Raw genomic sequence first — 19,820 nt, 5'->3', positions numbered from 1 at the left:
ATGCCTGCAGGCTAGCGGCAGCACGCCCGCTCCGGCAAGCGCCATCGCTGCTACGCTGCATGCCCTTTCATGCAATGGATGGCAGTTCCCTCATGCATATCAGCGAACAGCTGGTGCTGGTCACCGGTGCCGGCCGCGGCCTTGGCCAGCACATCGCCCGCGCCTTCGCCGCCCAGGGCGCGCGCGTCATCATCAACTACCACCGAAGCGAAGGCGCCGCACGTGCTCTGGCTGCCGAGCTGGGCGGACAGGCGATCGCGCTGCCGGCCGATGTCACCGAGCGCGCCGAGGTCGATGCAATGCTGCAGCACGCCCTGGCCCACTTCGGCCAGGGCGTCACCACCGTAGTCAACAACGCACTGGCAGCGTTCTCGTTCAATGGTGATGCCCGCGACGGCGCCGCCGACATCGGCTGGCCGGCGTTCCAGGCGCAGTTCGAGGGCAGCGTGCGCGGCGCGCTGAACACCGTGCAGGCCGCACTGCCTGGCATGCAGGCCCGTCGCTTCGGCCGCATCATCAACATCGGCACCAACCTGTTCCAGAACCCGGTGGTGCCCTACCACGACTACACCGCCGCCAAGGCCGCGCTACTGTCCCTCACGCGCACGCTGGCCGGCGACCTCGGCCCGCATGGCATCACCGTGAACATGTTGTCGGGCGGCCTGCTGCGCACCACCGATGCCAGCGCCGCCACGCCGGAAGCAGTGTTCGACTACATCGCCGCCAACACGCCACTGCGCAGCGTCACCACGCCGGCCGAGTTCGCCGATGCCGCGCTGTTCTTCGCCAGCCCCTGGTCGCGCGCGGTGACCGGTCAGAACTTGGTGGTCGATGGCGGGCTGGTGCGGGACTGAGTCGATGCGCATCTCCGAAGTCAGCCGCCTGACCGGCGCCAGTGCCAAGGCCATCCGCCTGTACGAGGCGCGCGGACTACTGCCGCCGGTGCCACGCCTGAACCGCTATCGCGACTACAGCGAACAGGACGTGGCCTGGGTGCAGCTGATCCGTCAGGCACTGGGGCTGGGCATCACCCTGGCCGCGATCTCACGCCTGCAGGGCCGCGATGGACGGCTCGACTGGCCAGCGGTACTGGCCTTGCTGGAGCAGCAGCGCGGCCGCATCGCCGACGAGCGGATGCGGCTGGCACAAGTCGAGCGCGACCTGCAGCTGGTCAGCGACGAACTGCAGCAGTGGCTGCACTCCGGCAGCGGCGACTGCATCCTGGAACCCAGCGGCTGCACCACCCCGGTTTGACTCTGCCCCTGGGGCAGACCCCAACCTCGCGCACTTTCCATTGCCCGAGGTTGCCGTGTCCCGCTCCATCCTGATCCTGCTCGGCCATCCTGACCGTAACAGCCTGTGCGGCGCCCTCGCCCAGCGCTATGCCACCGCCGCCGAAAACGCCGGCCACCGGGTGCGCCTGATCGCATTGGGCGACCTTGAATTCGACCCGGTGCTGCGCCACGGCTACCGCCAGATCCAGCCGCTGGAGGCCGATCTGCAGGACGCCGCCGAGGCGATTCAAGCCTGCGATCACCTGGTCCTGGTCTATCCCACCTGGTGGGGCGCGATGCCGGCGCTGCTGAAGGGCTTCTTCGATCGCGTGCTGTTGCCGGGATACGCCTTCCGCTACCGGCGCGATTCGGTGTGGTGGGACCGCCTGCTGGCCGGGCGCAGCGCGCGGGTGATCACCACGCTGGACACGCCGCCCTGGTACTACCGCTGGATCTACCGCGACCCGGGCATCACCCAGATCCGCGCCACCATCCTGGAGTTCTGCGGCATCCGCCCGGTGCGGGTCAGCCGCGTGGGCGCGGTGCGCAGCAGCACCCCGGCGCAGTGCAGCAAGTGGCTGGCGCTGGCAGCGGAGCTGGGAGCGCGGGCCGGCTAGATCCAGGCCACGGGCAAGGCGTGCGAACCAAGGTTCGCACCCACCTGGGGCGCTCGTTGCGCGTGTCGCATTTGCCAATTGACCGGAAACCACTGCGCCTCAAGGCTGTGGACCCCTCTTCCGGCCCAGGCAGAATGCATGAAATCCGCGACAGTCTTCAGCAGATGTGCCAGGAAAACAGGCTTTGCCGGAACAACGACCACACGCTACCGGTTGCTGGACGGCGCTTCGCTTGTCGTAAATCACCAGGCCGCCAGTCACGGCAGGGGCTTCTATGTAAATGCCGGGCTCTACTTTGCGGAGCTGCTTGAGCACCCGCTTGAACCGTGCGACCTCGAGAAGGCCTTCAGGTACCGCACCAGCATTCCCACCCCCCATGTGGACTGGCGGATCGAAGAGACGCCAGGGCTGCGCCGGGTCTTCACCCAACAGGACCTTCATGACCTGCTTGAAGCTGGTGATCGCAACGCGATGAAGCGCCTGCTGCTCAATGCCCTTGCCGACGTGGCGGGCTTCGCGGCAATCCATGGAAACCGCGCCTCGGTACGGCGGATGCAGCAGGAGGGACGCTTTCGCGCGATCATCCGCAAAGAGGTCTGAACCCCGGAAGCGTGCGAACCAAGGTTCGCACCCACCAGGCGGCCGCGGTCGAGCATGGCTCGACGCTACTTCTTCGTCGGCCCGCAGCTGTCGCAACTGCCACAGGCACCACCACTCCCGCTCGCCGGCGGCGCGACCTTCCGCCCCAGCGCCTGCAGCCAGGCAGCGCGGCCCGGCTTGAGCAGCGCCAGCGCCAATACCCCACGCAGCTTGCGCACGGTGCCGGGAAACTGCTTCTTCAGCACCACCCAGGCACTGACCAGCACGGCCACCGCGATGATCAGGTACTGGATCAGCAGGCCGGTATCCATCAGCCGCCTCCCAGCGCCTTGGTCACCTGGTAGGTGATCAGCGCCGCCACGTAGGCTGCGGCAAACAGGTAGAACGCAGCAAAGCCCATCTGCTTCCACGAGTTGGTCTCGCGCTTGATGGTGGCCAGCGTCGAGATGCACATCGGGGCGTAGATGTACCAGACCAGCAGCGAAAGAGCGGTCGCCAGCGACCAGCCATCGCTGATCAACGGGGTCAGCGCCTGGCTGGCCGCATCGTCATCGGCGGCCGACAGTGCATACACGGTGGCCAGCGAAGACACCGCCACCTCGCGCGCGGCCAGGCCCGGGATCAACGCGATGCAGATCTGCCAGTTGAAGCCCAGCGGCGCGAAGAACACCGCCATCGCATGGCCGATCTGGCCGGCGTAACTGTAATCAATTGCTGGCATCGTGGCGTCGGCCGGTGCCGCCGGGAACGACAGCAGCACCCACAACAGGATGGTCAGCGCCAGGATGATGCCACCGACGCGCTTGAGGAAGATCATGCCGCGCTCGTAAAGCCCCACCGCCAGGTCGCGCACGTGCGGCAACCGGTACGACGGCAGCTCCAGCATCAGCGGATGCTCGCTCTTGTCGCGACGCCACTTCTTCATGATCCACGACATCGCCAGCGCGCTGAGAATGCCCGCCGCATACAGGCCGAACAGCACCAGGCCCTGCTGGTTGAACACGCCCCACACCGTCTTCTGCGGAATGAACGCACCGATCAGCAGCGCGTACACCGGCAGGCGCGCCGAGCAGGTCATCAGCGGCGCCACCAGGATCGTGGCCAGGCGGTCACGCGGGTCCTGGATGCTGCGCGTGGACATGATACCCGGCACCGCGCAGGCGAAGCTGGACAGCAGCGGGATGAACGAGCGACCGGACAGGCCGGCAGCGGCCATCATGCGGTCGAGCAGGAACGCCGCACGCGGCAGGTAGCCGGATTCCTCCAGCACCAGGATGAAGAAGAACAGGATCAGGATCTGCGGCAGGAACACCACCACGCCACCGACACCGGCGATGATGCCGTCGGTCAGCAGGCTGGCCAGCGGGCCTTCCGGCAGCACGCTGCCGACGAAGGCGCCGAGCCAGGCGAAACCGGCCTCGATGGCGTCCATCAGCGGCGTCGCCCAGGCGTACACGGCCTGGAAGATCAGGAACATCACCACCGCCAGGCTGATCAGCCCGAACACCGGGTGCAGCAGCCAGCGGTCCAGCGCGTCGTCGATCTTCGCGGTCCGCGCCGGCATGCGCACGGCCACCGACAGGATCTCGCGCACCTTGGCGTGATAATCGATGCCACCTTCCGGGCCCGCCGGCACCGGTGCATCCAGGTGCGGGACCATCGCATCCAGGCGTTCGACCAGGGCCTTGGCGCCCTGCTTGCGCACCGCCACGGTCTCCACTACCGGCACGCCCAGCTCGCGCTCCAGCGCGGCCACGTCCACCTGGATGCCACGGCGCTGGGCCGCATCAACCATGTTCAGCGCCACCATCATCGGCTTGCCCAGCTCGCGCAGTTCCAGCGCGAAGCGCAGGTGCAGGCGCAGGTTGGTGGCGTCGATCACGCACAGCAGCACATCCGGCGCGGCTTCGCCCGGGTAGAAGCCCCGGCACAGGTCACGGGTGATCGCCTCGTCCAGGCTGGCCGGATGCAGGCTGTAGGCGCCCGGAAGATCGAGTACCGCGAACTCGCGGCCGGACGGCGCACGCAGGCGGCCTTCCTTGCGCTCGACGGTGACGCCAGTGTAGTTGGCAACCTTCTGCCGGCTGCCGGTCAGCTGGTTGAACAGTGCGGTCTTGCCGCTGTTGGGGTTACCAACCAGCGCAACGCGCAGGGGGGCGGTAGTGGCAGTAGCAGTCATGCGCGTCGTTCCTGGCTGGCGGCGTCGACCACGACCCGCCTGGCTTCACTGATCCGCAGCGCGAAACGGGTGAACCCGACCTGCACCAGCAGCGGCTCTCCCCCCACCGGACCCTTGGCCACCAGGCGCACTTCCTCGCCCTTCACGAAACCCAGCTCGCGCAGGCGACGGGCGATGGCATCGTTGGCATGCAGGTCCTGCACGGACTCGACCACGGCCGAGGTGTGCAGCGGCAGTTCGGACAGCGTCATCTAGCGTGTTCTCTGCTGGATGTAAATGGTTCTCGATTCTAACATTCCCGCGTCGCGTCATGGCCCATGACCAATGGCCCGCTATGATCCATACAGGTATGGAGTGACCCTGGAATCCCATGAACGATGCTTTGCAGATCGAGCGCAGCGGCGCCGTCCTCACTCTCTGGCTGAACCGGCCGGAGCTGCACAACGCCTTTGACGCCGGGCTTATCGCCCGGCTGACCGCCGCACTGGAGGCCGCCGGCCACGATGCTTCGGTGCGCGCGGTGGTGCTGGCCGGCCACGGCGCCTCCTTCTCGGCCGGTGCCGACATGCAGTGGATGCGCGGCATGGCGGCAGCCAGCGAAGCCGATAACCGCGAGGACTCGCTGGCCCTGGCCCGGCTGATGCGCACCCTGGACGAGCTGCCCAAGCCGACCCTGGCCCGGGTCCACGGCGCGGCCTTCGGTGGCGGCGTCGGCCTGGTCGCCTGCTGCGACATTGCCATCGCCAGCACCTCGGCCCGCTTCGGCCTGACCGAAAGCCGCCTGGGCCTGCTGCCGGCGGTGATCTCGCCCTATGTGATCGAAGCCATCGGCCCGCGCCAGGCCCGTCGCTGGTTCGCCACCGGCGAGCATTTCGACGCCGACACCGCGCTGCGCATCGGCCTGGTCCACCAGCTGGTCGAGCCCGAACGCCTGGACGAGGCCGTGCAACGCCAGCTGGCCCTGCTCGACAAGGCCGGCCCGATCGCCTCGTCCACCGCCAAGCAACTGGTCCGCCAGGTCCGCGACAGCCATGACCGCGACACCCTGGATCGCGATAATGCCGCCCTGATCGCGCGCCTGCGGGTGTCGGCCGAGGGCCAGGAAGGCCTGGGCGCCTTCCTCGACAAGCGCGCGCCCCACTGGGTCACGGAAGCCTGAACATGCTCGATCATCTTGGTTTGACCAGCGCCGACCTGGCGCGCAGCAAGGCCTTCTTCCTGCAGGCACTGGCGCCGCTGCAGATCGGCGTGGTGATGGAAGTGACCGCCGAACAGACCGGCGCGCACGACCACATCGGCTTCGGCAGCGACGGCAAGCCGTTCTTCTGGCTTGGCAATGGCGGCACCGCCAGCCATGGCGTGCACGTGGCTTTCGCCTGCGCCAGCCGCGACCAGGTGGACGCCTTCCATGCCGCCGCCCTCGCCGCCGGTGGCCGCGACAACGGCGCCCCGGGCCTGCGCCCGTGGTATCACCCGGACTACTACGGCGCCTTCGTGCTGGACCCGGACGGCAACAACATCGAGGCGGTCTGCCACCGCCCTGCCAATGGGGCAACCGCATGAGCGACTACGTCCGCATCGTCGAGGTCGGGCCGCGTGACGGCCTGCAGAACGAAAAGCAGTCGGTCTCCACCGGCGACAAGATCGAACTGATCAACCGCCTGTCGGCCACCGGCCTGCGCAGCATCGAGGCGACCAGCTTCGTCAGCCCGAAGTGGATCCCGCAGCTGGCCGATGCCGCCGAGGTCTACGCCGGCATCCAGCGCCGGCCCGGCATCCACTACCCGGTACTGGTGCCGAACGAACAGGGCTACGACCGCGCCCGTGCGGTGGGCGTCGAGGAAGTAGCGGTGTTCACCGCCGCGTCCGAGGCGTTCAACCGCACCAACACCAATGCCGGCATCGACGAGTCGCTGGCCCGCTTTGAGCCGATCCTGCGCCGCGCCGCCGCCGATGGCGTGCGCGTGCGCGGCTACGTCTCCACCGTGCTCGGCTGCCCCTACCAGGGCGAAGTGCCGCTGGCTGATGTGGTGCGCGTTGCTCGCGCCCTGCACCAGATGGGCTGTTACGAAATCTCGCTGGGCGACACCATCGGCGTCGGCACCCCACGCAAGGCACGGGCGATGCTGCAAGCGGTCGCTGCCGAGATTCCGATGGAAGCACTGGCCGTGCACTTCCACGATACGTACGGCCAGGCCATCGCCAACATCGCCACCTGCCTGGAAGCAGGCGTGCGCGTGGTCGACAGTGCGGTGTCGGGTGCCGGTGGCTGCCCGTATGCCAAGGGCGCCAGCGGCAATGTGGCCAGCGAAGACGTGGTCTACCTGCTGCAGGGCCTCGGCCTGGACAGCGGCGTGGACCTGCCGGCACTGGCCGAGACCGGCCGCTGGCTGGCCGGCCTGCTCGGCCGCGCCACCGCCAGCCGCACCGGGCAGGCGCTGGCCGCCGCCGGTTGACCCCCGCACTGCGCCGCCCCGCAAAGGCGGCGCAGTGCACAACAGCGGCGGTCGCGGCTTCCGTTAGAATCGGCGGTTCTCGAACCTGCAGGACCGTTCAATGCAGCTGTCTTCCGTACGTGCCGTGATCACTGGCGGCGTCTCCGGCCTCGGCCTGGCCGTGGCCCAGCACCTCGTCGCCCAGGGCGGCAAGGTGGCCCTGTTCGACCTCAACGATGACAAGGGCGCTGCCGCCATTGCCGGGCTGGGTGCCGACAAGGCCCGCTATTTCAACGTCAACGTCAGCGATGAGGCGGCGGTGACCGCGGCCATCGACCAGGCCCACGATTTCCTCGGCGGCCTGAACGTGGCGATGAACTGCGCCGGCATCCTGGGCGCCGGCCGCGTGCTGGGCAAGGAAGGCCCGATGCCGCTGGCCGGCTTCCAGGGCACGGTGATGGTGAACCTGGTCGGCAGCTTCAACGTGGCCAAGGCCGCGGCCAACCGCATGCAGCACAACGAAGCGGGCACTGACGGCGAGCGCGGCGTGATCATCAACACCGCCAGCATCGCCGCCTATGAAGGCCAGATCGGCCAGGCCGCGTATGCCGCCAGCAAGGGTGGCGTGGTCTCGATGACGCTGCCGATGGCACGCGAACTGTCGCGCTTCGGCATCCGCGTCAATACGATTGCTCCGGGCGTGTTCTGGACGCCGATGGTCGACGGCATGCCCGAAGCCGTGCAGCAGTCGCTGGCCGCCTCGATTCCGTTCCCGTCGCGCCTGGGCAAGCCGGAAGACTTCGCCAGCCTGGTCGGCTTCATCCTCGGCAACACCTACCTCAACGGCGAGACCATCCGCCTGGACGGCGCTACCCGCCTCGCTCCGAAGTGATTCCCCACGGGCGCCGGGACGGCGCCCTCCCCCAACGACCTAGATCACCATGAAAGCCAACGACATCAAGAAGGGCAACGTCGTCGAGTACAACAACGGCGTGTACCAGATCCGCGACATCGAGCGCAGCTCGCCGCAGGGTCGCGGCGGCAACGTCCGCTTCCGCTTCATCATGTACAGCGTGCCGGGCGGCAACAAGCTCGACGCCAGCTTCGATGCCGACGACAACCTGGTCGAGGTCGAACTGCTGCGCCGCCAGTCCACCTATTCGTACAAGGACGGCGACGCGTTCGTGTTCCTCGATGACGAGGACTACACCCCCTACACCCTGGACGCGGACGTGATCGGCGACGACGCCGGCTACATCACCGATGGCCTGACCGGCATCTACGTGCAGGTCATCGACGAGCAGCCGGTGGCGATCCAGCTGCCGGCCTCGGTGGTGCTGGAAGTGATCGAGACGCCGCCGGAACTGAAGGGTGGCACCGCCACCAAGCGCCCGAAGCCGGCCAAGCTCAACACCGGCATCGAGATCATGGTGCCGGAGTACATCGTCAACGGCGAACGCGTGCTGGTGAACACCGCCACCGGCGAATTCGCGGGCCGTGCCGACTAAGCGCCTCGCGCTGATCGGCTGCCTGTCCCTGCCTGCGGCGTGTTCGCCGCAGGCAGGCCATCGGATGTAGCAGTCGTGTAGCACCGAGCCCACGCACGGCTGCTGTGCGTTGGACAGGGACTGCAGCCGAGCGTGGCTCGGCTCTACAGGTAGCTTACGGCTGCTTCGCGCCGAAGTTGCCGCAGCCGTGGTACTGGCGGGTGCCGATGGTCAGGTTCACCTTGGCATCGAACGCCTCGCCACTCATGTCGTCCTGGCAGGTCGTGCGCTGGAAGCTGAGCTTGACGTCGGTGCCATCAGACGCCTTGCCACTCCAGCCGTCAGCACCTGCGGTGGGCTGGGCGACATCGAAACGACGCTCACCGTAATCCACTTCCACCTGCAGGCCCGGCGTGTCGCCGTCGACAACCGCCAGCCAGCCCGGCTCATTGCCGGTGGCACGGAACGCGGCATTGCCGGCGCTGCCATCGCCTTCAGTGGCTTCGACCGCATGGCACTCGCGATCGGCTTCGCCCTTCAGGCTCAACAGGCCGTCATCGCTGCCCTTGGTCCAGAAGCTGTTGCCCTTGCCATCGCCGTACTTGGCACCCGACGCCGCACGCTCGGAGCTCATGGCGAAGGTGCGTTCGCCGATCACCACCGTGGCCGCATCCTCGCCATTGAAGGTCGCGCGCACGCTCAGATCACCACACTGGTACGTGGTCTCGCTGCCACCTTCGGTGCTGGCGCTCGGCTGCGGCGCGGCAGGCGCGGCATCATTGCCGCTCGCAGCGGGCGGCTGGGCCGGCTGGCACGCGGCCAGCACCAACCCGAGGGAGGCTGCCAACAGACTGGGAACTACACGCATGGCTCGACTCCTTGTCGACACTACAGAGAGGCTCGACCCTACCACCTGTCGGTGAGCGGGGCCTGAAAGCGGCCTGACCGCGCTCATGCGGCCAGTACCGCCATCGACAACAGCTGCGCGCCGCTTTCGCCGGAACTGCAGGTCCACACCCGCAGCAGGCGCAGTTTCAGCTCGCGCTCCTGGCCCTGCCCGCGCACCGACAAGCGCACGTCGCTGGACAACAATGCCAGGCGCCCGCACAGCAGCGTTTCCACCGCGTACGACTGCAGGCTGCGCACCTGCAGGTTTCCGGCCAGCCAGTCGCCCAGCCACGGCAGGTCGAGCAAGCGTCCGCCCTGCCCGTCCATCATGAACAATGCCGGCGATACCAGCGCGGTCAGCGCATCGTGGTCGTCATCCAGCAATGCCTGCCGCAGGCGCTGTTCTAGCGCTGCCAACTGCCGCTCATGCAGGTCTTCAACGATGTCCCGTTCCATCCACGGATCCTTCCGGCATCGGCCGGCGCCTGCGCAGGCGTTGCGCGATCCACTGCCGCGCGCCCTGCACCACTACATAGAAGACCGGCACGAAGAACACCGCCAGCACCGTCGCACTGACCATGCCGCCGAACACACCGGTTCCAATCGCCTGCTGGGTTTCCTTCGACGCGCCCTGCGCCAGCATCAGCGGCACCACGCCCAGCGCGAATGCCAACGAGGTCATCACGATCGGCCGCAGGCGCAGCCGCGCCGCCTCCAGCGCTGCTTCAACCAGGCCGCGACCCTGCTGCTGCAGCTGGCGCGCGAACTCGACGATGAGGATGGCGTTCTTCGCCGACAGCCCGATCACGGTGATCATGCCGACCTTGAAGAACACGTCGTTGGGCATGCCCCGCAACAACACCGCAGCAACCGCACCGAGCAGGCCCAGCGGCACCACCAGCATCACCGCCAGCGGGATCGACCAGCTCTCGTACAGTGCCGCCAGCACCAGGAACACCACCAGCATCGACAACAGCAGCAACCACGGCGCCTGCGCACCGGACTCCCGCTCCTGCAGCGACTGGCTGGTCCACTGCAGGGCAAAACCGGACGGCAGCTTCTCCGCCAACCGCTCCATCTCCGCCATGGCCTGGCCGGTCGACACGCCGGAGGCCGGTGCGCCGGACAGGTTCAGCGCCGGGAAGCCGAGATAGCGCTGCAGCTGCAGCGGCGCCTCGGTCCAGTGCGGCGTCACCAGCTCCGACAACGCCACCATGCCGCCTTCGCTGTTGCGCACGTACAGCTTCAGCACGTCCTCCAGCTCCATCCGGTGGGGTGCATCGGCCTGCAGGATCACCTGCTGCAGCCGCCCCTTGTTGGGGAAGTCGTTGACGTACTGCGAGCCCATCGCCGCCGACAGCGTGCTGCTGATCTGCTCGAACCCCACGCCCATCGCCTCGGCCTTGGCGCGATCGATGTCCAGCCGCACGCTGGTACCTGCCGGCAGGCCATCGGCATGCACCTCCGACAGCAGCGGACTGGCCTCGGCCAGCTTCAGCAGCTGCTGCAGGGCCGCACGCAGTTCGGCCTGGCTCTGCCCGGTGCGCGCCTGCAGCGCCAGCGAGAAGCCGGACGAACGGCCCAGGCTGTCGATCGCCGGCGGCATCACGCTCATCACCTCGCCCTCGGCAATCGTCGCCATCGCCTTCTGCGCGGCCTCCACTTCGCCGGCCGCGGTGGCCCCTGCACGCTCGCCCCAGTCCTTCAGCATCGTGTAGGTCAGCGCCGCGCTCGGGCCGGAACCGGAGAAGCTGTAGCCGAGGATCGACTGGTTGGAGCCGATGCCCGGGCGTGACGCCACGTGCCGTTCGTAGGCTTCGACCACGGCCAGCGTGCGTTCGGCGGTGGCTTCGGCCGGCAGCTGGATCGAGGTCATGAAGTAGCCCTGGTCCTCTTCCGGCAGGAAGGCGCCCGGCAGCCAGTGCAGGCCCAGCAGCAGCGCCGCCACCAGCGCGGCGAACACGCCCATCACCCGCCCGCTCCGCTGCAGCACCGACGCCACGCCACGCTGGTAGCGCCCGGTCATCTTCTCGAAGCCACGATTGAAGGCGCCGAACAGACCGCCCCGACCATGGTGGCCATGGGTGTTCGGGCGCAGCAGGGTCGCGCACAGCGCCGGCGTCAGGCTCAATGCCAGCAGCGCCGAGAACAGGATCGACACCGCCATCGCCACGGTGAACTGGCGGTAGATCGCGCCCACCGAGCCGCTGGCCAGCGCCATCGGAATGAACACCGCAGTCAGCACCAGGGTGATGCCGATCACCGCACCGGTCAGTTCGCGCATCGCCTTGATGGTGGCCTCGCGCGGCGGCAGGCCTTCCTCGGCCATGATCCGTTCCACGCCCTCGACCACCACGATGGCGTCGTCGACGATGATGCCGATTGCCAGCACCATGCCGAACATGGTCAGCACATTGATCGAGAAGCCCAGCGCCAGCATCACCGCGAAGGTGCCCAGCAACGCGATCGGTGCGACCAGTGCCGGAATCAGCGTGTAGCGCCAGTTCTGCAGAAACAGGTACATCACTGCGAACACCAGCAGCATCGCCTCCAGCAGCGTCTGCACCACCTTCTGGATCGAGATCTTGACGAACGGCGCGGTGTCGAACGGAATGCTCGATTCCACGCCGCGCGGCAGCAGCGGCGCCAGTTCGGCCATGCGCTCACGCACCGCCGACGCGGTACGCACCGCGTTCGCGCCAGGACGCAGCTGCACGCCGGCGGCGGTGGCCGGATGGCCATCCTCGCGGGTGCCCCAGGCATAGCTCTGCGCGCCCAGTTCAACGCGGGCGACATCGCCCAGCACCACCCGCGAGCCGTCGGCCCCGGCGCGCAGCACGATGGCAGCGAACTGCTCCGGCGTGGACAGCTGGCCATCGGCACTCAGCGGCACGGTGATGCGCTGGCCTGGAACACCCGGCGAATCACCAATGCGTCCCGGCGAGATCTCCAGGTTCTGCTGCTCGATGGCGGTGGCCACATCGCCCATGGTCAGGCCGTAGCCGGTCAACCGGGTCGGGTCCAGCCACACGCGCATCGCCTGCTCGGCACCGAACAGCTGCACGCGGCCGACGCCATCGATGCGGCGCAGCTCCTCGATGATGTTGCGCGCCATGAAGTCGCCCAGTGCGGCCTCGCTGACGCTGGCATCCGGCGAACGCAGGCCGACCAGCATCAGGAAGCCGGAATCGGCGGCCTCCACGAACAGGCCGTTCTGGCGCACGCTGCGCGGCAGGCGCGGCTCGATCGCCTTGATCCGGTTCTGCACGTCCACCTGCGCCAGCTCCGGGTTGGTACCCGGCTTGAAGGTCGCAGTGATCGAGGCTTCGCCGGACGTGTCCACCGACGACTCGAAGTACAGCAGGTGCTTGACGCTGGACAGCTCGCGCTCGATCAGGCCGACCACCGCGTCATTCAGCGTCTGCGGGCTCGCACCCGGGTAACTGGCATAGATGCTGACGCTGGGCGGGGCAACCGCCGGATAGCGCTCCACCGCCAGCCGCGGGATCGCCAGCACACCGGCCAGGATGATGAAGATCGCCAGCACCCAGGCGAACACCGGGCGATCGATGAAGAAACGTGCCATGTTGGATTTTCCTGGAGGGACCGGCCCGGTAGAGGCTCAGCCCTTGCTGCCGGCCTGCACCGCGCCGGCGCTGGCGACCGGCATCTGCCAGTCGCGCGCATCGACCACCACGCCTTCCTGCAGGCGTTCCTGGCCTTCGACCACCACCTTTTCGCCCACCTTCAGGCCGGTGCGCACCAGCCATTGGCGATCGACACTACCGTCCACTTCCAGCGTGCGGATCACCGCCTTGCCATCGCCACCGATCACCCAGGCATAGGCCTGGCCACCGGCACTGCGCAGCACGGCCTGCTGTGGCACGGTCAGTGCGCTGGCCGGCGCACCCCGCGGCACCTTCGCGCGCACGTACATGCCGGGCAGCAGCTGGCGCTGCGGGTTGTCGACCAGGATGCGCAGGATCACATCACCGGTGCGCGCATCGACATTGATACCGGAGAACAGCATCTGGCCACGTTCGGGCAGTGGCTTGCCGGCCGCACCGATGATCGTCACCGGCAGCTCGCCGCCACCGGCACTGCGTTGCAGCGACTCGAGCTGCGCCGCTGGCTGGCGCACATCGACGTAGACCTGGTCGATCTGCTGCACCACCGCCATCGGCTCGGCATCGGCCACGCCGACCAGTGCACCTTCGGTCACCAGGGCCTGGTCGATGCGACCGGCAATCGGTGCACTGACCGTTGCATAGCGCAGGTCGAGCTGGCGGCGGGCCAGGATCGCGCGCGCCTCGTTCACCGCGGCACGGGCCTGTTCGTACTCGGCACTGGCATCGTCGCGGTGCTGCTGGCTGACCGCCTGCGCGGCCGCCAGCGCATGCAGGCGCTGCGACTGCACGCGACTGCGGCCCAGGGCTGCCTCACTGCGCTGCAGCGCGGCCAGTGCCGAGTCAACATCGGCACGGAACGCCGCCGGATCGATCTGGAACAGGGCCTGGCCGGCGCGCACTTCCGCACCCTGCTCAAACAGCCGGCGCTGCACGATGCCGCCCACCTGGGCACGGATCTGTGCGGTGCGTACGGCGGCCACGCGGCCGGGCAGTTCGTCATCGCGCTGCACGAACTGCGGGCCGACCGTGACCACGCTGACGCGCGGTGCCGCTTCGGGCGTGGCTTCGGGGGCGGAGCAGGCCGTCATGGCCAGGGCGAGGGCCGCGATCAACGCGACCGGAGTCCTGAAGGTTCTCATTGCTGTGCACAATGCCGCGCGGGCGGCTGATAGGTTCTGAAGCGTGCAGTCTGCGGGGCGATGATGGGGTTTCGATGGAGGAACTGTGGAGATACGATGGAGGCAAGCACCTTAAGGCCCCGCCCCTGCATGCATGCCTCCCCTGCCCTCGCCGCCCTCGTCCTGATCGTCGAGGATGAGGCCGAGATCGCCGATATTCTTACCGCCTACCTGGAACGCGAAGGACTACGCACCCTGCGTGCCGCCGATGGCCACAGTGCACTGGACCTGCACCGCAGCGCCCGCCCCGACCTGGTCCTGCTCGACGTACAACTGCCGCGGCTGGATGGCTGGAGCGTACTGACCCAGCTGCGCCAGCGCGGCGAAACGCCGGTGATCATGCTGACCGCGCTGGACCAGGACCTGGACAAGCTGACTGCGCTGCGCATGGGCGCCGACGACTACGTGGTCAAGCCGTTCAATCCAGCCGAAGTGGCAGCGCGCGTGCGCGCCGTGCTGCGGCGTACGCTGCGTGGCTCGCGGGTGGACGCACCGACCGCACTGCGCGCGGGCCCGTTGCTGATCGACTCGGCCACCCATGCCGTGCATGTGGAAGGCGACGGCTACAGCCACGAAGTGCTGCTCACCCTCACCGAGTTCAAGCTGCTGCACTGCATGGCGCTGGCGCCGACCCGCATCTTCAGCCGCAGCGAACTGATGCACGAATGCCTGCCGGAAAGCGAGGCGCTGGAGCGCACGGTCGACAGCCATGTCAGCAAGCTGCGCCGCAAGCTGGATGAAGTGGGCATGGTCAATGTTCCGGCCAGCGTGCGCGGTGTCGGCTACCGGTTGATGGCCGACCGCTGATGGCCCGCCTGCGCCGCTCCGGGCTCAGTCGCCACATCATCGTCTCGATGTCGCTGATGGTGATCGGCGTCATCGTGATAATGATCCTGTCGTCGTGGCTGCTGTACGCGGTGCTGGTCGAGTTCTTCCCCGGCAGTGCCGAAGAGCCGGAAAGCTGGCTGCCGACCGGGCCAGAGCTGGCATGGATGGTCGGGGTGATCCTGACCGGCCTGGCACTGGCCATCGCCGCCTCGTTCCGTCTTGCCCATCGCATCCTGTCGCCGTTGAATTCACTGGTTGACAGCGTGCGCGCGCTTGCCGGCGGCGACCTCGGTGCGCGCGCCAGCGCCCAGGAAAACTCGCCCGGCGAAGTGGCCACCCTGGTCGAGGATTTCAATGCGATGGCGCGCCGCCTGCAGCACATGGAGAGCGAGCGCGCGATGTGGCATGCGGCCATTGCCCATGAACTGCGGACTCCGGTGACGATCCTGCGTGGTCGCCTGCAGGGGCTGGCCGAGGGCGTGTTCCAGCCAGACGAATCCCAGTTCCGCAGCCTGCTGGCACAGGTCGAAGGCCTCTCACGCCTGATCGAGGATCTGCGCGTGTTGAGCCTGTCCGACAACGCGCGGTTGGACGTACGACGCGCGCGCACCGACGTGGTGGCCGAAGTGCATTCGGTGATGACCCTGGTCGACCCGCAGTTCCGCGCCGCCGGCTTCGTGCTGGAGCTGGAAACCAGCCGCGAGGAACACAACGCGCACTGTGACCCGACACGCTTGCGCCAGGCCCTGCTGGCACTGCTGGAGAATGCGCGCCGCTACGCCAGCCCGGGCAAGGTGCGGATTGCCGTGCACGACACGCCCGGACACGTGCAGGTGGCGATCGAGGACGAAGGCCCGGGCATCGACCCGGAACTTCACACCGACATCTTCACTCCGTTCATGCGCGCCGACGGCTCGCGCTCGCGCCAGGGCGGCGGCAGCGGGCTGGGCCTGGCGGTGGTCAAGGCCATCGCCGATGCACATGGCGGCCGCGTCTACTGCATGCCCGGCAGCGTCGGCGGCAGCCGCTTCGTCATCGAGCTTCCGCGCCAGTAGCGGGCGTGGCTGCCTGTTCCCGCAGGCGTGCGCCGAGCGCGGCGAGGTTGGCATCGATCGCATCCATCTCGTTGCGCTGGCCCGCCGGCAACTGCTGGCGCAGCTGCACGCGCAGCGCCTGCCAGGCCGGCACCGCCTCTGCGCTGGCAGTGGCAACCGCGTCGGCCAGCACCGCCTGCTCATCGGCAAGCGGCAACCCGTAGCCATCGTCGACCAGCAGCGTACCCGGGCGCAGCCATTGCCCGCTTTGCTCCAGCAACCCCCGCAGGCTGCGCGTTTCAGCGCTGTGCGGTGCGGCCAGCAGGCGCCGTTTCAGCACATCGCGCGCGCGCAGTTCGGCGCGGCGTTGCGCAGCCTGTTCCAGCAGCAGCAGCCCGGCGCTGGCACGCAGGTCACCCTGCAGCAGCCACTGCGCACGCTGCTGTGCGGGCAGCTTCAGCCAGGCGCGCACATCGCGCACCGGCAGCCCCAGCTGTGAGCTCGCCACCGCGAACAACTGCTGATAGTGATCGCGCGCCGAGGCAAAGTAGTAGCCCTGCACCTGCGCTGCATTCCGGTCCGTCAGCACCTGCTCGTCCAGCACATGCAGCCGGGACAGCCGACGCTTCAACCCGCGCGGACTCAGCTGGGCCAGCCCGGCCTCCCCCAGGCGCGGCACACCCGCCTGCAGCAGCTTTGCAGTTTCCACCGCGCAGTTGTTGCTGACGAAGTAATAGCGCCCGTCATAGCTCCAGTGCACCTGTGCAGTGCGCTCGAGCAGGCCGGCGATCTCGCCGGGCGACAACTGCAACGGCAGCGACTGCAACCCACGCAGTTCCACCTTGGTGTACTCGTCCACCACCTGCTGCAGCGGCAGCACGAACAGGCGCGAGGGATAGCCGCCGGTCAGGCCACGCCAGTTGGAAATCTGCACATCACCTACGAATGCGCGGAACGACAGCACGCGGTGGTACTCCAGGTCCAGGCGGCAGTCTGGCCCCGGCGCACGGCCCGGCCGGCAGATCACCAGCCGCAGCATGCTGTGCCCCCAGCGGCTCATCGGCTGCGCACTGCCTTCGGCGAACAGGTAGTCCACGGCGTAGACGCGCGAAGGATCGAGCTGCAGCAGCGATGCCGCACCCTCTTCCGATTCGGCCTGCAGCAATGGCAACGTGGCCGCGCAGTGCGACTGCGGCAGCGATGGCGGGGTTCCGAAATGGGCCTGGTACCACTGCGCCAGCGCCGGGCGCCGGCAGGCAAACTCGCTGTCGAGCACGAAATGCTCGGCGTTCACTGCCAGGTACTCGGCCGGATCCTTCAGTTCATAGGCATCCGGACTACGGTCACGGAAGTCGTTGCCACCACGGCCGAGATGCCAGGGCTTGCGCTGCCATCCGGCCAGGTCGCGCCAGCGCGCACTGCGCGACCAGTTCGCGCCGCTACGGTCTGCAACATGGGTCAGTTCATGCACCAGCGCGCTGCGTCGTGCACGGCGTGCGCCGGGCACAGCATCATCCAGCAGCTCGCGACGCAGGTCGATGCGGCCGGCGAAAGCGCGACCATGCACATCGGCCGGCAGGTGGTCGCTCCAGCGCACCTGCACGTGTGCTGGCAATGCGCGCAGCAGACCATCTGGCAGCAAGGACTGCACGTCGGCCAGGGTCTGGCTGGCGAGCTGCTGCTGTGCCGGATCGAGACCGGAAGGGTCGAGCTGCAGGCGATCAGCTGCGTGCGCGACGTGGGCGATCAGCAGTAGAGCCACGCCATGCGTGGCTGTTGTGATCGTCCATCTGCGCCGGGCGTTCAGCCGAGCAAAGCTCGGCTCTGCAGAAAGCGACGACGCCGAGGTCATGCAGCCAGGATCAACGCGCCAGCAGCGCGCGGGCCAGTTCCAGGTCGCTCTGCTGCTGCGCGGCAGCGCTCTGCTCACGCAGGTGGACCAGCGCGGCCTGCAGGCGGGCGCCACGGATCTGGCCGTCGCTGGCGATGAACGCGGCGGCATCGTCGCGTGCGGCCTGCACCACCTTGTCGTCGCCCGAGCTGCTGGCCGAAGAGCCCGACGATGCACCGGTGGCGGAACCGGCCGAGGTGCCGGCGAAGCTGGAAGCGAAGCCGGCCAGCGGCAGGGACAGCAGGGCGAGCAGCAGAAGCGGACGGGTCATCGGTTCGAAGCCGGTTGTGAGGATGCGTGGAGCGTAACGGGTGCGTGAAGGATTTGCCCGGCTCAAACGTCGAACAGCTTGCCGGGATTCAGCCGCGCTTGGGGATCGAACGCACGTTTGACCGCCTTCATCAGGGCGATCTCGGCCGGGCCGCGGGTGCTGTCCAGGTAGCCCTTCTTGACCAGGCCGATGCCGTGTTCAGCCGAGATGCTGCCATCGAACCGGGCCAGCACCTGCGCCAGCAGCTTGGTCACATGCTCGCACTGCGCCACGAAATCGGCGTCGCTGGTGTCATCGGGCTTGAGCACGTTGATGTGCAGGTTGCCGTCACCGATATGACCGAACCACACCACATCGAAGTGCGGGTAGGCCTGCCCGATCAATGCCTGGGTCTCGGCCAGGAACGCCGGCATCGCCGAGATCCGCACCGAGACGTCGTTCTTGTAGGGCTTGTAGCGCGCCAGCGATTCGGTGATGCCTTCGCGCAGGCGCCACAACTGGGCGGCCTGGGCATCGCTGGCACTGATCACGCCGTCGCTGACCCAGCCGTTGCCCATGCAGTCCTCGAAGGCCGCCATCGCAGCCGCTTCCTGGGCGTCGTCGCCGGCTGCGAATTCGGTGACCACGTAGTACGGATGCACCTCATCGAACGGCGCCTGCGCACCGTGCGCCAGCACGTGCTCCAGCGCCCGGTCGGTAAAGAATTCGAAGGCCTGCAGCTGCAGCCGCGCGCGGAACGCGGCGAATACCTGCATCAGCACTTCGAAGCTGGGCAGCGCCAGCAGCATCACGTTGCTGGCCGGCGGCGGATCGGTCAGCTTCACCGTCGCTTCGACGATCACGCCCAGCGTGCCTTCCGAACCGATCAGAAGCTGGCGGAAGTCATAGCCGCTGGAGTTCTTGATCAGGCCCTTGTTGAGCTCCAGCAGTTCGCCGCTGGCGGTGACCACCTTCAGCCCGGCGATCCACTCGCGGGTGTTGCCGTAGCGGATCACGCGGATGCCGCCGGCATTGGTGGCGATGTTGCCGCCGATCGTGCAGGAACCACGCGCGGCGAAATCCACCGGGTAGATCAGGCCGTGGTCCAGCGCGGCGTTGTGCACTGCTTCCAGCGGCATGCCGGCCTGCACCACCAGGGTGCGATCGACCGCGTCGTAGGCCAGCGCCTTGTTCATCCGTTCCAGGCTGAGCACCAGCTCGCCGTTGGCAGCCACCGCGCCACCGGAGAGGCCGGTACGGCCACCGGACGGCACCACGGCCACGCCCTCGCCTGCGCTCCAGCGCATCACCGCCTGCACTTCCTCGACCGTGGCCGGCAGTGCGATCGCCAGCGGCGCCGGCGTCCAGCGCCGGGTCCAGTCGCGCCCGTAATGCTCCAGGTCGGCCGGGTCGGTCTTCAGCTTCAGGCCGGGACAGGCGTGCTGCAGCGAGGCAATGCGGGAATCGGTCATGGCGGTCCAGCGCGGTGCGTGAAGAACGGGCAAGCGTGCCAGCGGTACGCGCCAGCGT

21 protein-coding genes are annotated in these 19,820 nt (G+C 68.0%); 11 read left to right on the top strand and 10 right to left on the bottom strand.

Features of this window, described 5'->3' with window-relative positions; genetic code table 11:
• Positions 1-74: 74 nt before the first annotated feature.
• From O0K41_RS08475 to O0K41_RS08460, 4 genes are all read left to right on the top strand, one after another.
• Entirely contained in the window at positions 75-854 is a 780-nt protein-coding gene (locus O0K41_RS08475; protein WP_108270029.1) for a 3-oxoacyl-ACP reductase, read from the top strand.
• Positions 855-858: 4 nt separating this feature from the next.
• Positions 859-1,254 carry a MerR family transcriptional regulator gene (locus O0K41_RS08470; protein ID WP_012480067.1) on the top strand — a complete coding sequence of 132 codons (396 nt, stop codon included), beginning with the start codon at positions 859-861 and terminating at the stop codon, positions 1,252-1,254.
• Between the two features lie 55 nt (positions 1,255-1,309).
• Positions 1,310-1,891: an NAD(P)H-dependent oxidoreductase gene (locus O0K41_RS08465; protein ID WP_164222545.1), complete on the top strand. Its 582-nt coding sequence runs from the start codon at positions 1,310-1,312 to the stop codon at positions 1,889-1,891.
• Positions 1,892-2,029: 138 nt separating this feature from the next.
• Complete coding sequence (locus O0K41_RS08460) at positions 2,030-2,491, top strand: DUF4304 domain-containing protein (protein WP_049447122.1); 462 nt, start codon at positions 2,030-2,032, stop codon at positions 2,489-2,491.
• Between the two features lie 65 nt (positions 2,492-2,556).
• On the opposite strand, the gene O0K41_RS08455 is transcribed toward O0K41_RS08460, so the two are convergent.
• From O0K41_RS08455 to O0K41_RS08445, 3 genes are read right to left on the bottom strand one after another with little or no spacing between them, the layout of a single operon-like run.
• Positions 2,557-2,802: a DUF6587 family protein gene (locus O0K41_RS08455; RefSeq protein ID WP_164222544.1), complete on the bottom strand. Its 246-nt coding sequence runs from the start codon at positions 2,800-2,802 to the stop codon at positions 2,557-2,559.
• On the bottom strand, positions 2,802-4,670 hold the full coding sequence (gene feoB / locus O0K41_RS08450) for a ferrous iron transport protein B (RefSeq protein ID WP_197592497.1): 1,869 nt from the start codon (positions 4,668-4,670) through the stop codon (positions 2,802-2,804). Before feoB ends, O0K41_RS08455 begins: the two co-directional genes overlap by 1 nt.
• The gene (locus O0K41_RS08445; RefSeq protein ID WP_164222540.1) at positions 4,667-4,921 is read right to left on the bottom strand and encodes a FeoA family protein; all 255 of its coding nucleotides are present in this window, start codon (positions 4,919-4,921) and stop codon (positions 4,667-4,669) included. The genes feoB and O0K41_RS08445 overlap by 4 nt, the downstream gene beginning before the upstream one ends.
• 119 nt (positions 4,922-5,040) lie before the next feature.
• Here O0K41_RS08445 and O0K41_RS08440 point away from each other — a divergent pair, with 119 nt between their 5' ends.
• From O0K41_RS08440 to yeiP, 5 genes are all read left to right on the top strand, one after another.
• A complete protein-coding gene (locus O0K41_RS08440; protein ID WP_005409472.1) occupies positions 5,041-5,829 on the top strand; it encodes an enoyl-CoA hydratase/isomerase family protein in 789 nt (262 codons plus the stop codon).
• A gap of 2 nt (positions 5,830-5,831) precedes the next feature.
• Positions 5,832-6,233: a VOC family protein gene (locus O0K41_RS08435; protein WP_005409471.1), complete on the top strand. Its 402-nt coding sequence runs from the start codon at positions 5,832-5,834 to the stop codon at positions 6,231-6,233.
• The gene (locus O0K41_RS08430) at positions 6,230-7,126 is read left to right on the top strand and encodes a hydroxymethylglutaryl-CoA lyase (protein WP_012480063.1); all 897 of its coding nucleotides are present in this window, start codon (positions 6,230-6,232) and stop codon (positions 7,124-7,126) included. Before O0K41_RS08435 ends, O0K41_RS08430 begins: the two co-directional genes overlap by 4 nt.
• A 100-nt stretch (positions 7,127-7,226) precedes the next feature.
• Entirely contained in the window at positions 7,227-7,997 is a 771-nt protein-coding gene (locus O0K41_RS08425; RefSeq protein ID WP_005409469.1) for an SDR family NAD(P)-dependent oxidoreductase, read from the top strand.
• A gap of 49 nt (positions 7,998-8,046) precedes the next feature.
• Complete coding sequence (yeiP, locus tag O0K41_RS08420) at positions 8,047-8,613, top strand: elongation factor P-like protein YeiP (RefSeq protein WP_005409468.1); 567 nt, start codon at positions 8,047-8,049, stop codon at positions 8,611-8,613.
• A 154-nt stretch (positions 8,614-8,767) separates the two neighbouring features.
• Here yeiP and O0K41_RS08415 read toward each other — a convergent pair whose 3' ends face one another.
• The 4 genes from O0K41_RS08415 to O0K41_RS08400 form a co-directional block, all read right to left on the bottom strand.
• Positions 8,768-9,460, bottom strand: coding sequence for an MliC family protein (locus O0K41_RS08415; RefSeq protein ID WP_164222538.1), 693 nt, complete (start codon positions 9,458-9,460; stop codon positions 8,768-8,770).
• 83 nt (positions 9,461-9,543) lie between these two features.
• A complete protein-coding gene (locus O0K41_RS08410; protein ID WP_049448951.1) occupies positions 9,544-9,936 on the bottom strand; it encodes a nuclear transport factor 2 family protein in 393 nt (130 codons plus the stop codon).
• The gene (locus tag O0K41_RS08405; RefSeq protein ID WP_164255515.1) at positions 9,917-13,066 is read right to left on the bottom strand and encodes a multidrug efflux RND transporter permease subunit; all 3,150 of its coding nucleotides are present in this window, start codon (positions 13,064-13,066) and stop codon (positions 9,917-9,919) included. The genes O0K41_RS08410 and O0K41_RS08405 overlap by 20 nt, the downstream gene beginning before the upstream one ends.
• Before the next feature lie 36 nt (positions 13,067-13,102).
• Entirely contained in the window at positions 13,103-14,248 is a 1,146-nt protein-coding gene (locus O0K41_RS08400; RefSeq protein WP_049448947.1) for an efflux RND transporter periplasmic adaptor subunit, read from the bottom strand.
• A 129-nt stretch (positions 14,249-14,377) separates the two neighbouring features.
• Between O0K41_RS08400 and O0K41_RS08395 the strand changes: the two genes are divergently transcribed.
• Both O0K41_RS08395 and O0K41_RS08390 read left to right on the top strand, forming a co-directional pair.
• Complete coding sequence (locus tag O0K41_RS08395) at positions 14,378-15,094, top strand: response regulator (RefSeq protein WP_005413196.1); 717 nt, start codon at positions 14,378-14,380, stop codon at positions 15,092-15,094.
• The gene (locus tag O0K41_RS08390; protein ID WP_308304482.1) at positions 15,094-16,170 is read left to right on the top strand and encodes an ATP-binding protein; all 1,077 of its coding nucleotides are present in this window, start codon (positions 15,094-15,096) and stop codon (positions 16,168-16,170) included. Before O0K41_RS08395 ends, O0K41_RS08390 begins: the two co-directional genes overlap by 1 nt.
• On the opposite strand, the gene O0K41_RS08385 is transcribed toward O0K41_RS08390, so the two are convergent.
• From O0K41_RS08385 to O0K41_RS08375, 3 genes are all read right to left on the bottom strand, one after another.
• Complete coding sequence (locus tag O0K41_RS08385; protein ID WP_164222532.1) at positions 16,148-17,911, bottom strand: DUF4105 domain-containing protein; 1,764 nt, start codon at positions 17,909-17,911, stop codon at positions 16,148-16,150. The two genes, O0K41_RS08390 and O0K41_RS08385, sit on opposite strands and share 23 nt — an antisense overlap.
• A 100-nt stretch (positions 17,912-18,011) precedes the next feature.
• On the bottom strand, positions 18,012-18,311 hold the full coding sequence (locus tag O0K41_RS08380; protein WP_005409460.1) for a DUF2388 domain-containing protein: 300 nt from the start codon (positions 18,309-18,311) through the stop codon (positions 18,012-18,014).
• 62 nt (positions 18,312-18,373) lie between these two features.
• The gene (locus tag O0K41_RS08375; protein ID WP_049448942.1) at positions 18,374-19,762 is read right to left on the bottom strand and encodes an FAD-binding oxidoreductase; all 1,389 of its coding nucleotides are present in this window, start codon (positions 19,760-19,762) and stop codon (positions 18,374-18,376) included.
• Positions 19,763-19,820 lie beyond the last annotated feature (58 nt).

Origin of the sequence: Stenotrophomonas sp. Sm2128 (assembly GCF_030985535.1) — a bacterium.
Lineage (GTDB): Bacteria > Pseudomonadota > Gammaproteobacteria > Xanthomonadales > Xanthomonadaceae > Stenotrophomonas > Stenotrophomonas maltophilia.
This window is presented reverse-complemented; position numbering and strand designations above follow the sequence as displayed.

What these genes read in the sequence shown, in the direction of transcription:
- O0K41_RS08475 (WP_108270029.1), top strand. Translation starts at nt 75, where the DNA reads ATGGATGGCAGTTCCCTCATGCATATCAGCGAACAGCTGGTGCTGGTC.
- O0K41_RS08470 (WP_012480067.1), top strand. Translation starts at nt 859, where the DNA reads ATGCGCATCTCCGAAGTCAGCCGCCTGACCGGCGCCAGTGCCAAGGCC.
- O0K41_RS08460 (WP_049447122.1), top strand. Translation starts at nt 2,030, where the DNA reads ATGAAATCCGCGACAGTCTTCAGCAGATGTGCCAGGAAAACAGGCTTT.
- O0K41_RS08455 (WP_164222544.1), bottom strand. Translation starts at nt 2,802, where the DNA reads ATGGATACCGGCCTGCTGATCCAGTACCTGATCATCGCGGTGGCCGTG.
- feoB (WP_197592497.1), bottom strand. Translation starts at nt 4,670, where the DNA reads ATGACTGCTACTGCCACTACCGCCCCCCTGCGCGTTGCGCTGGTTGGT.
- O0K41_RS08445 (WP_164222540.1), bottom strand. Translation starts at nt 4,921, where the DNA reads ATGACGCTGTCCGAACTGCCGCTGCACACCTCGGCCGTGGTCGAGTCC.
- O0K41_RS08440 (WP_005409472.1), top strand. Translation starts at nt 5,041, where the DNA reads ATGAACGATGCTTTGCAGATCGAGCGCAGCGGCGCCGTCCTCACTCTC.
- O0K41_RS08435 (WP_005409471.1), top strand. Translation starts at nt 5,832, where the DNA reads ATGCTCGATCATCTTGGTTTGACCAGCGCCGACCTGGCGCGCAGCAAG.
- O0K41_RS08430 (WP_012480063.1), top strand. Translation starts at nt 6,230, where the DNA reads ATGAGCGACTACGTCCGCATCGTCGAGGTCGGGCCGCGTGACGGCCTG.
- O0K41_RS08425 (WP_005409469.1), top strand. Translation starts at nt 7,227, where the DNA reads ATGCAGCTGTCTTCCGTACGTGCCGTGATCACTGGCGGCGTCTCCGGC.
- yeiP (WP_005409468.1), top strand. Translation starts at nt 8,047, where the DNA reads ATGAAAGCCAACGACATCAAGAAGGGCAACGTCGTCGAGTACAACAAC.
- O0K41_RS08415 (WP_164222538.1), bottom strand. Translation starts at nt 9,460, where the DNA reads ATGCGTGTAGTTCCCAGTCTGTTGGCAGCCTCCCTCGGGTTGGTGCTG.
- O0K41_RS08410 (WP_049448951.1), bottom strand. Translation starts at nt 9,936, where the DNA reads ATGGAACGGGACATCGTTGAAGACCTGCATGAGCGGCAGTTGGCAGCG.
- O0K41_RS08405 (WP_164255515.1), bottom strand. Translation starts at nt 13,066, where the DNA reads ATGGCACGTTTCTTCATCGATCGCCCGGTGTTCGCCTGGGTGCTGGCG.
- O0K41_RS08400 (WP_049448947.1), bottom strand. Translation starts at nt 14,248, where the DNA reads ATGAGAACCTTCAGGACTCCGGTCGCGTTGATCGCGGCCCTCGCCCTG.
- O0K41_RS08395 (WP_005413196.1), top strand. Translation starts at nt 14,378, where the DNA reads ATGCATGCCTCCCCTGCCCTCGCCGCCCTCGTCCTGATCGTCGAGGAT.
- O0K41_RS08390 (WP_308304482.1), top strand. Translation starts at nt 15,094, where the DNA reads ATGGCCCGCCTGCGCCGCTCCGGGCTCAGTCGCCACATCATCGTCTCG.
- O0K41_RS08380 (WP_005409460.1), bottom strand. Translation starts at nt 18,311, where the DNA reads ATGACCCGTCCGCTTCTGCTGCTCGCCCTGCTGTCCCTGCCGCTGGCC.
- O0K41_RS08375 (WP_049448942.1), bottom strand. Translation starts at nt 19,762, where the DNA reads ATGACCGATTCCCGCATTGCCTCGCTGCAGCACGCCTGTCCCGGCCTG.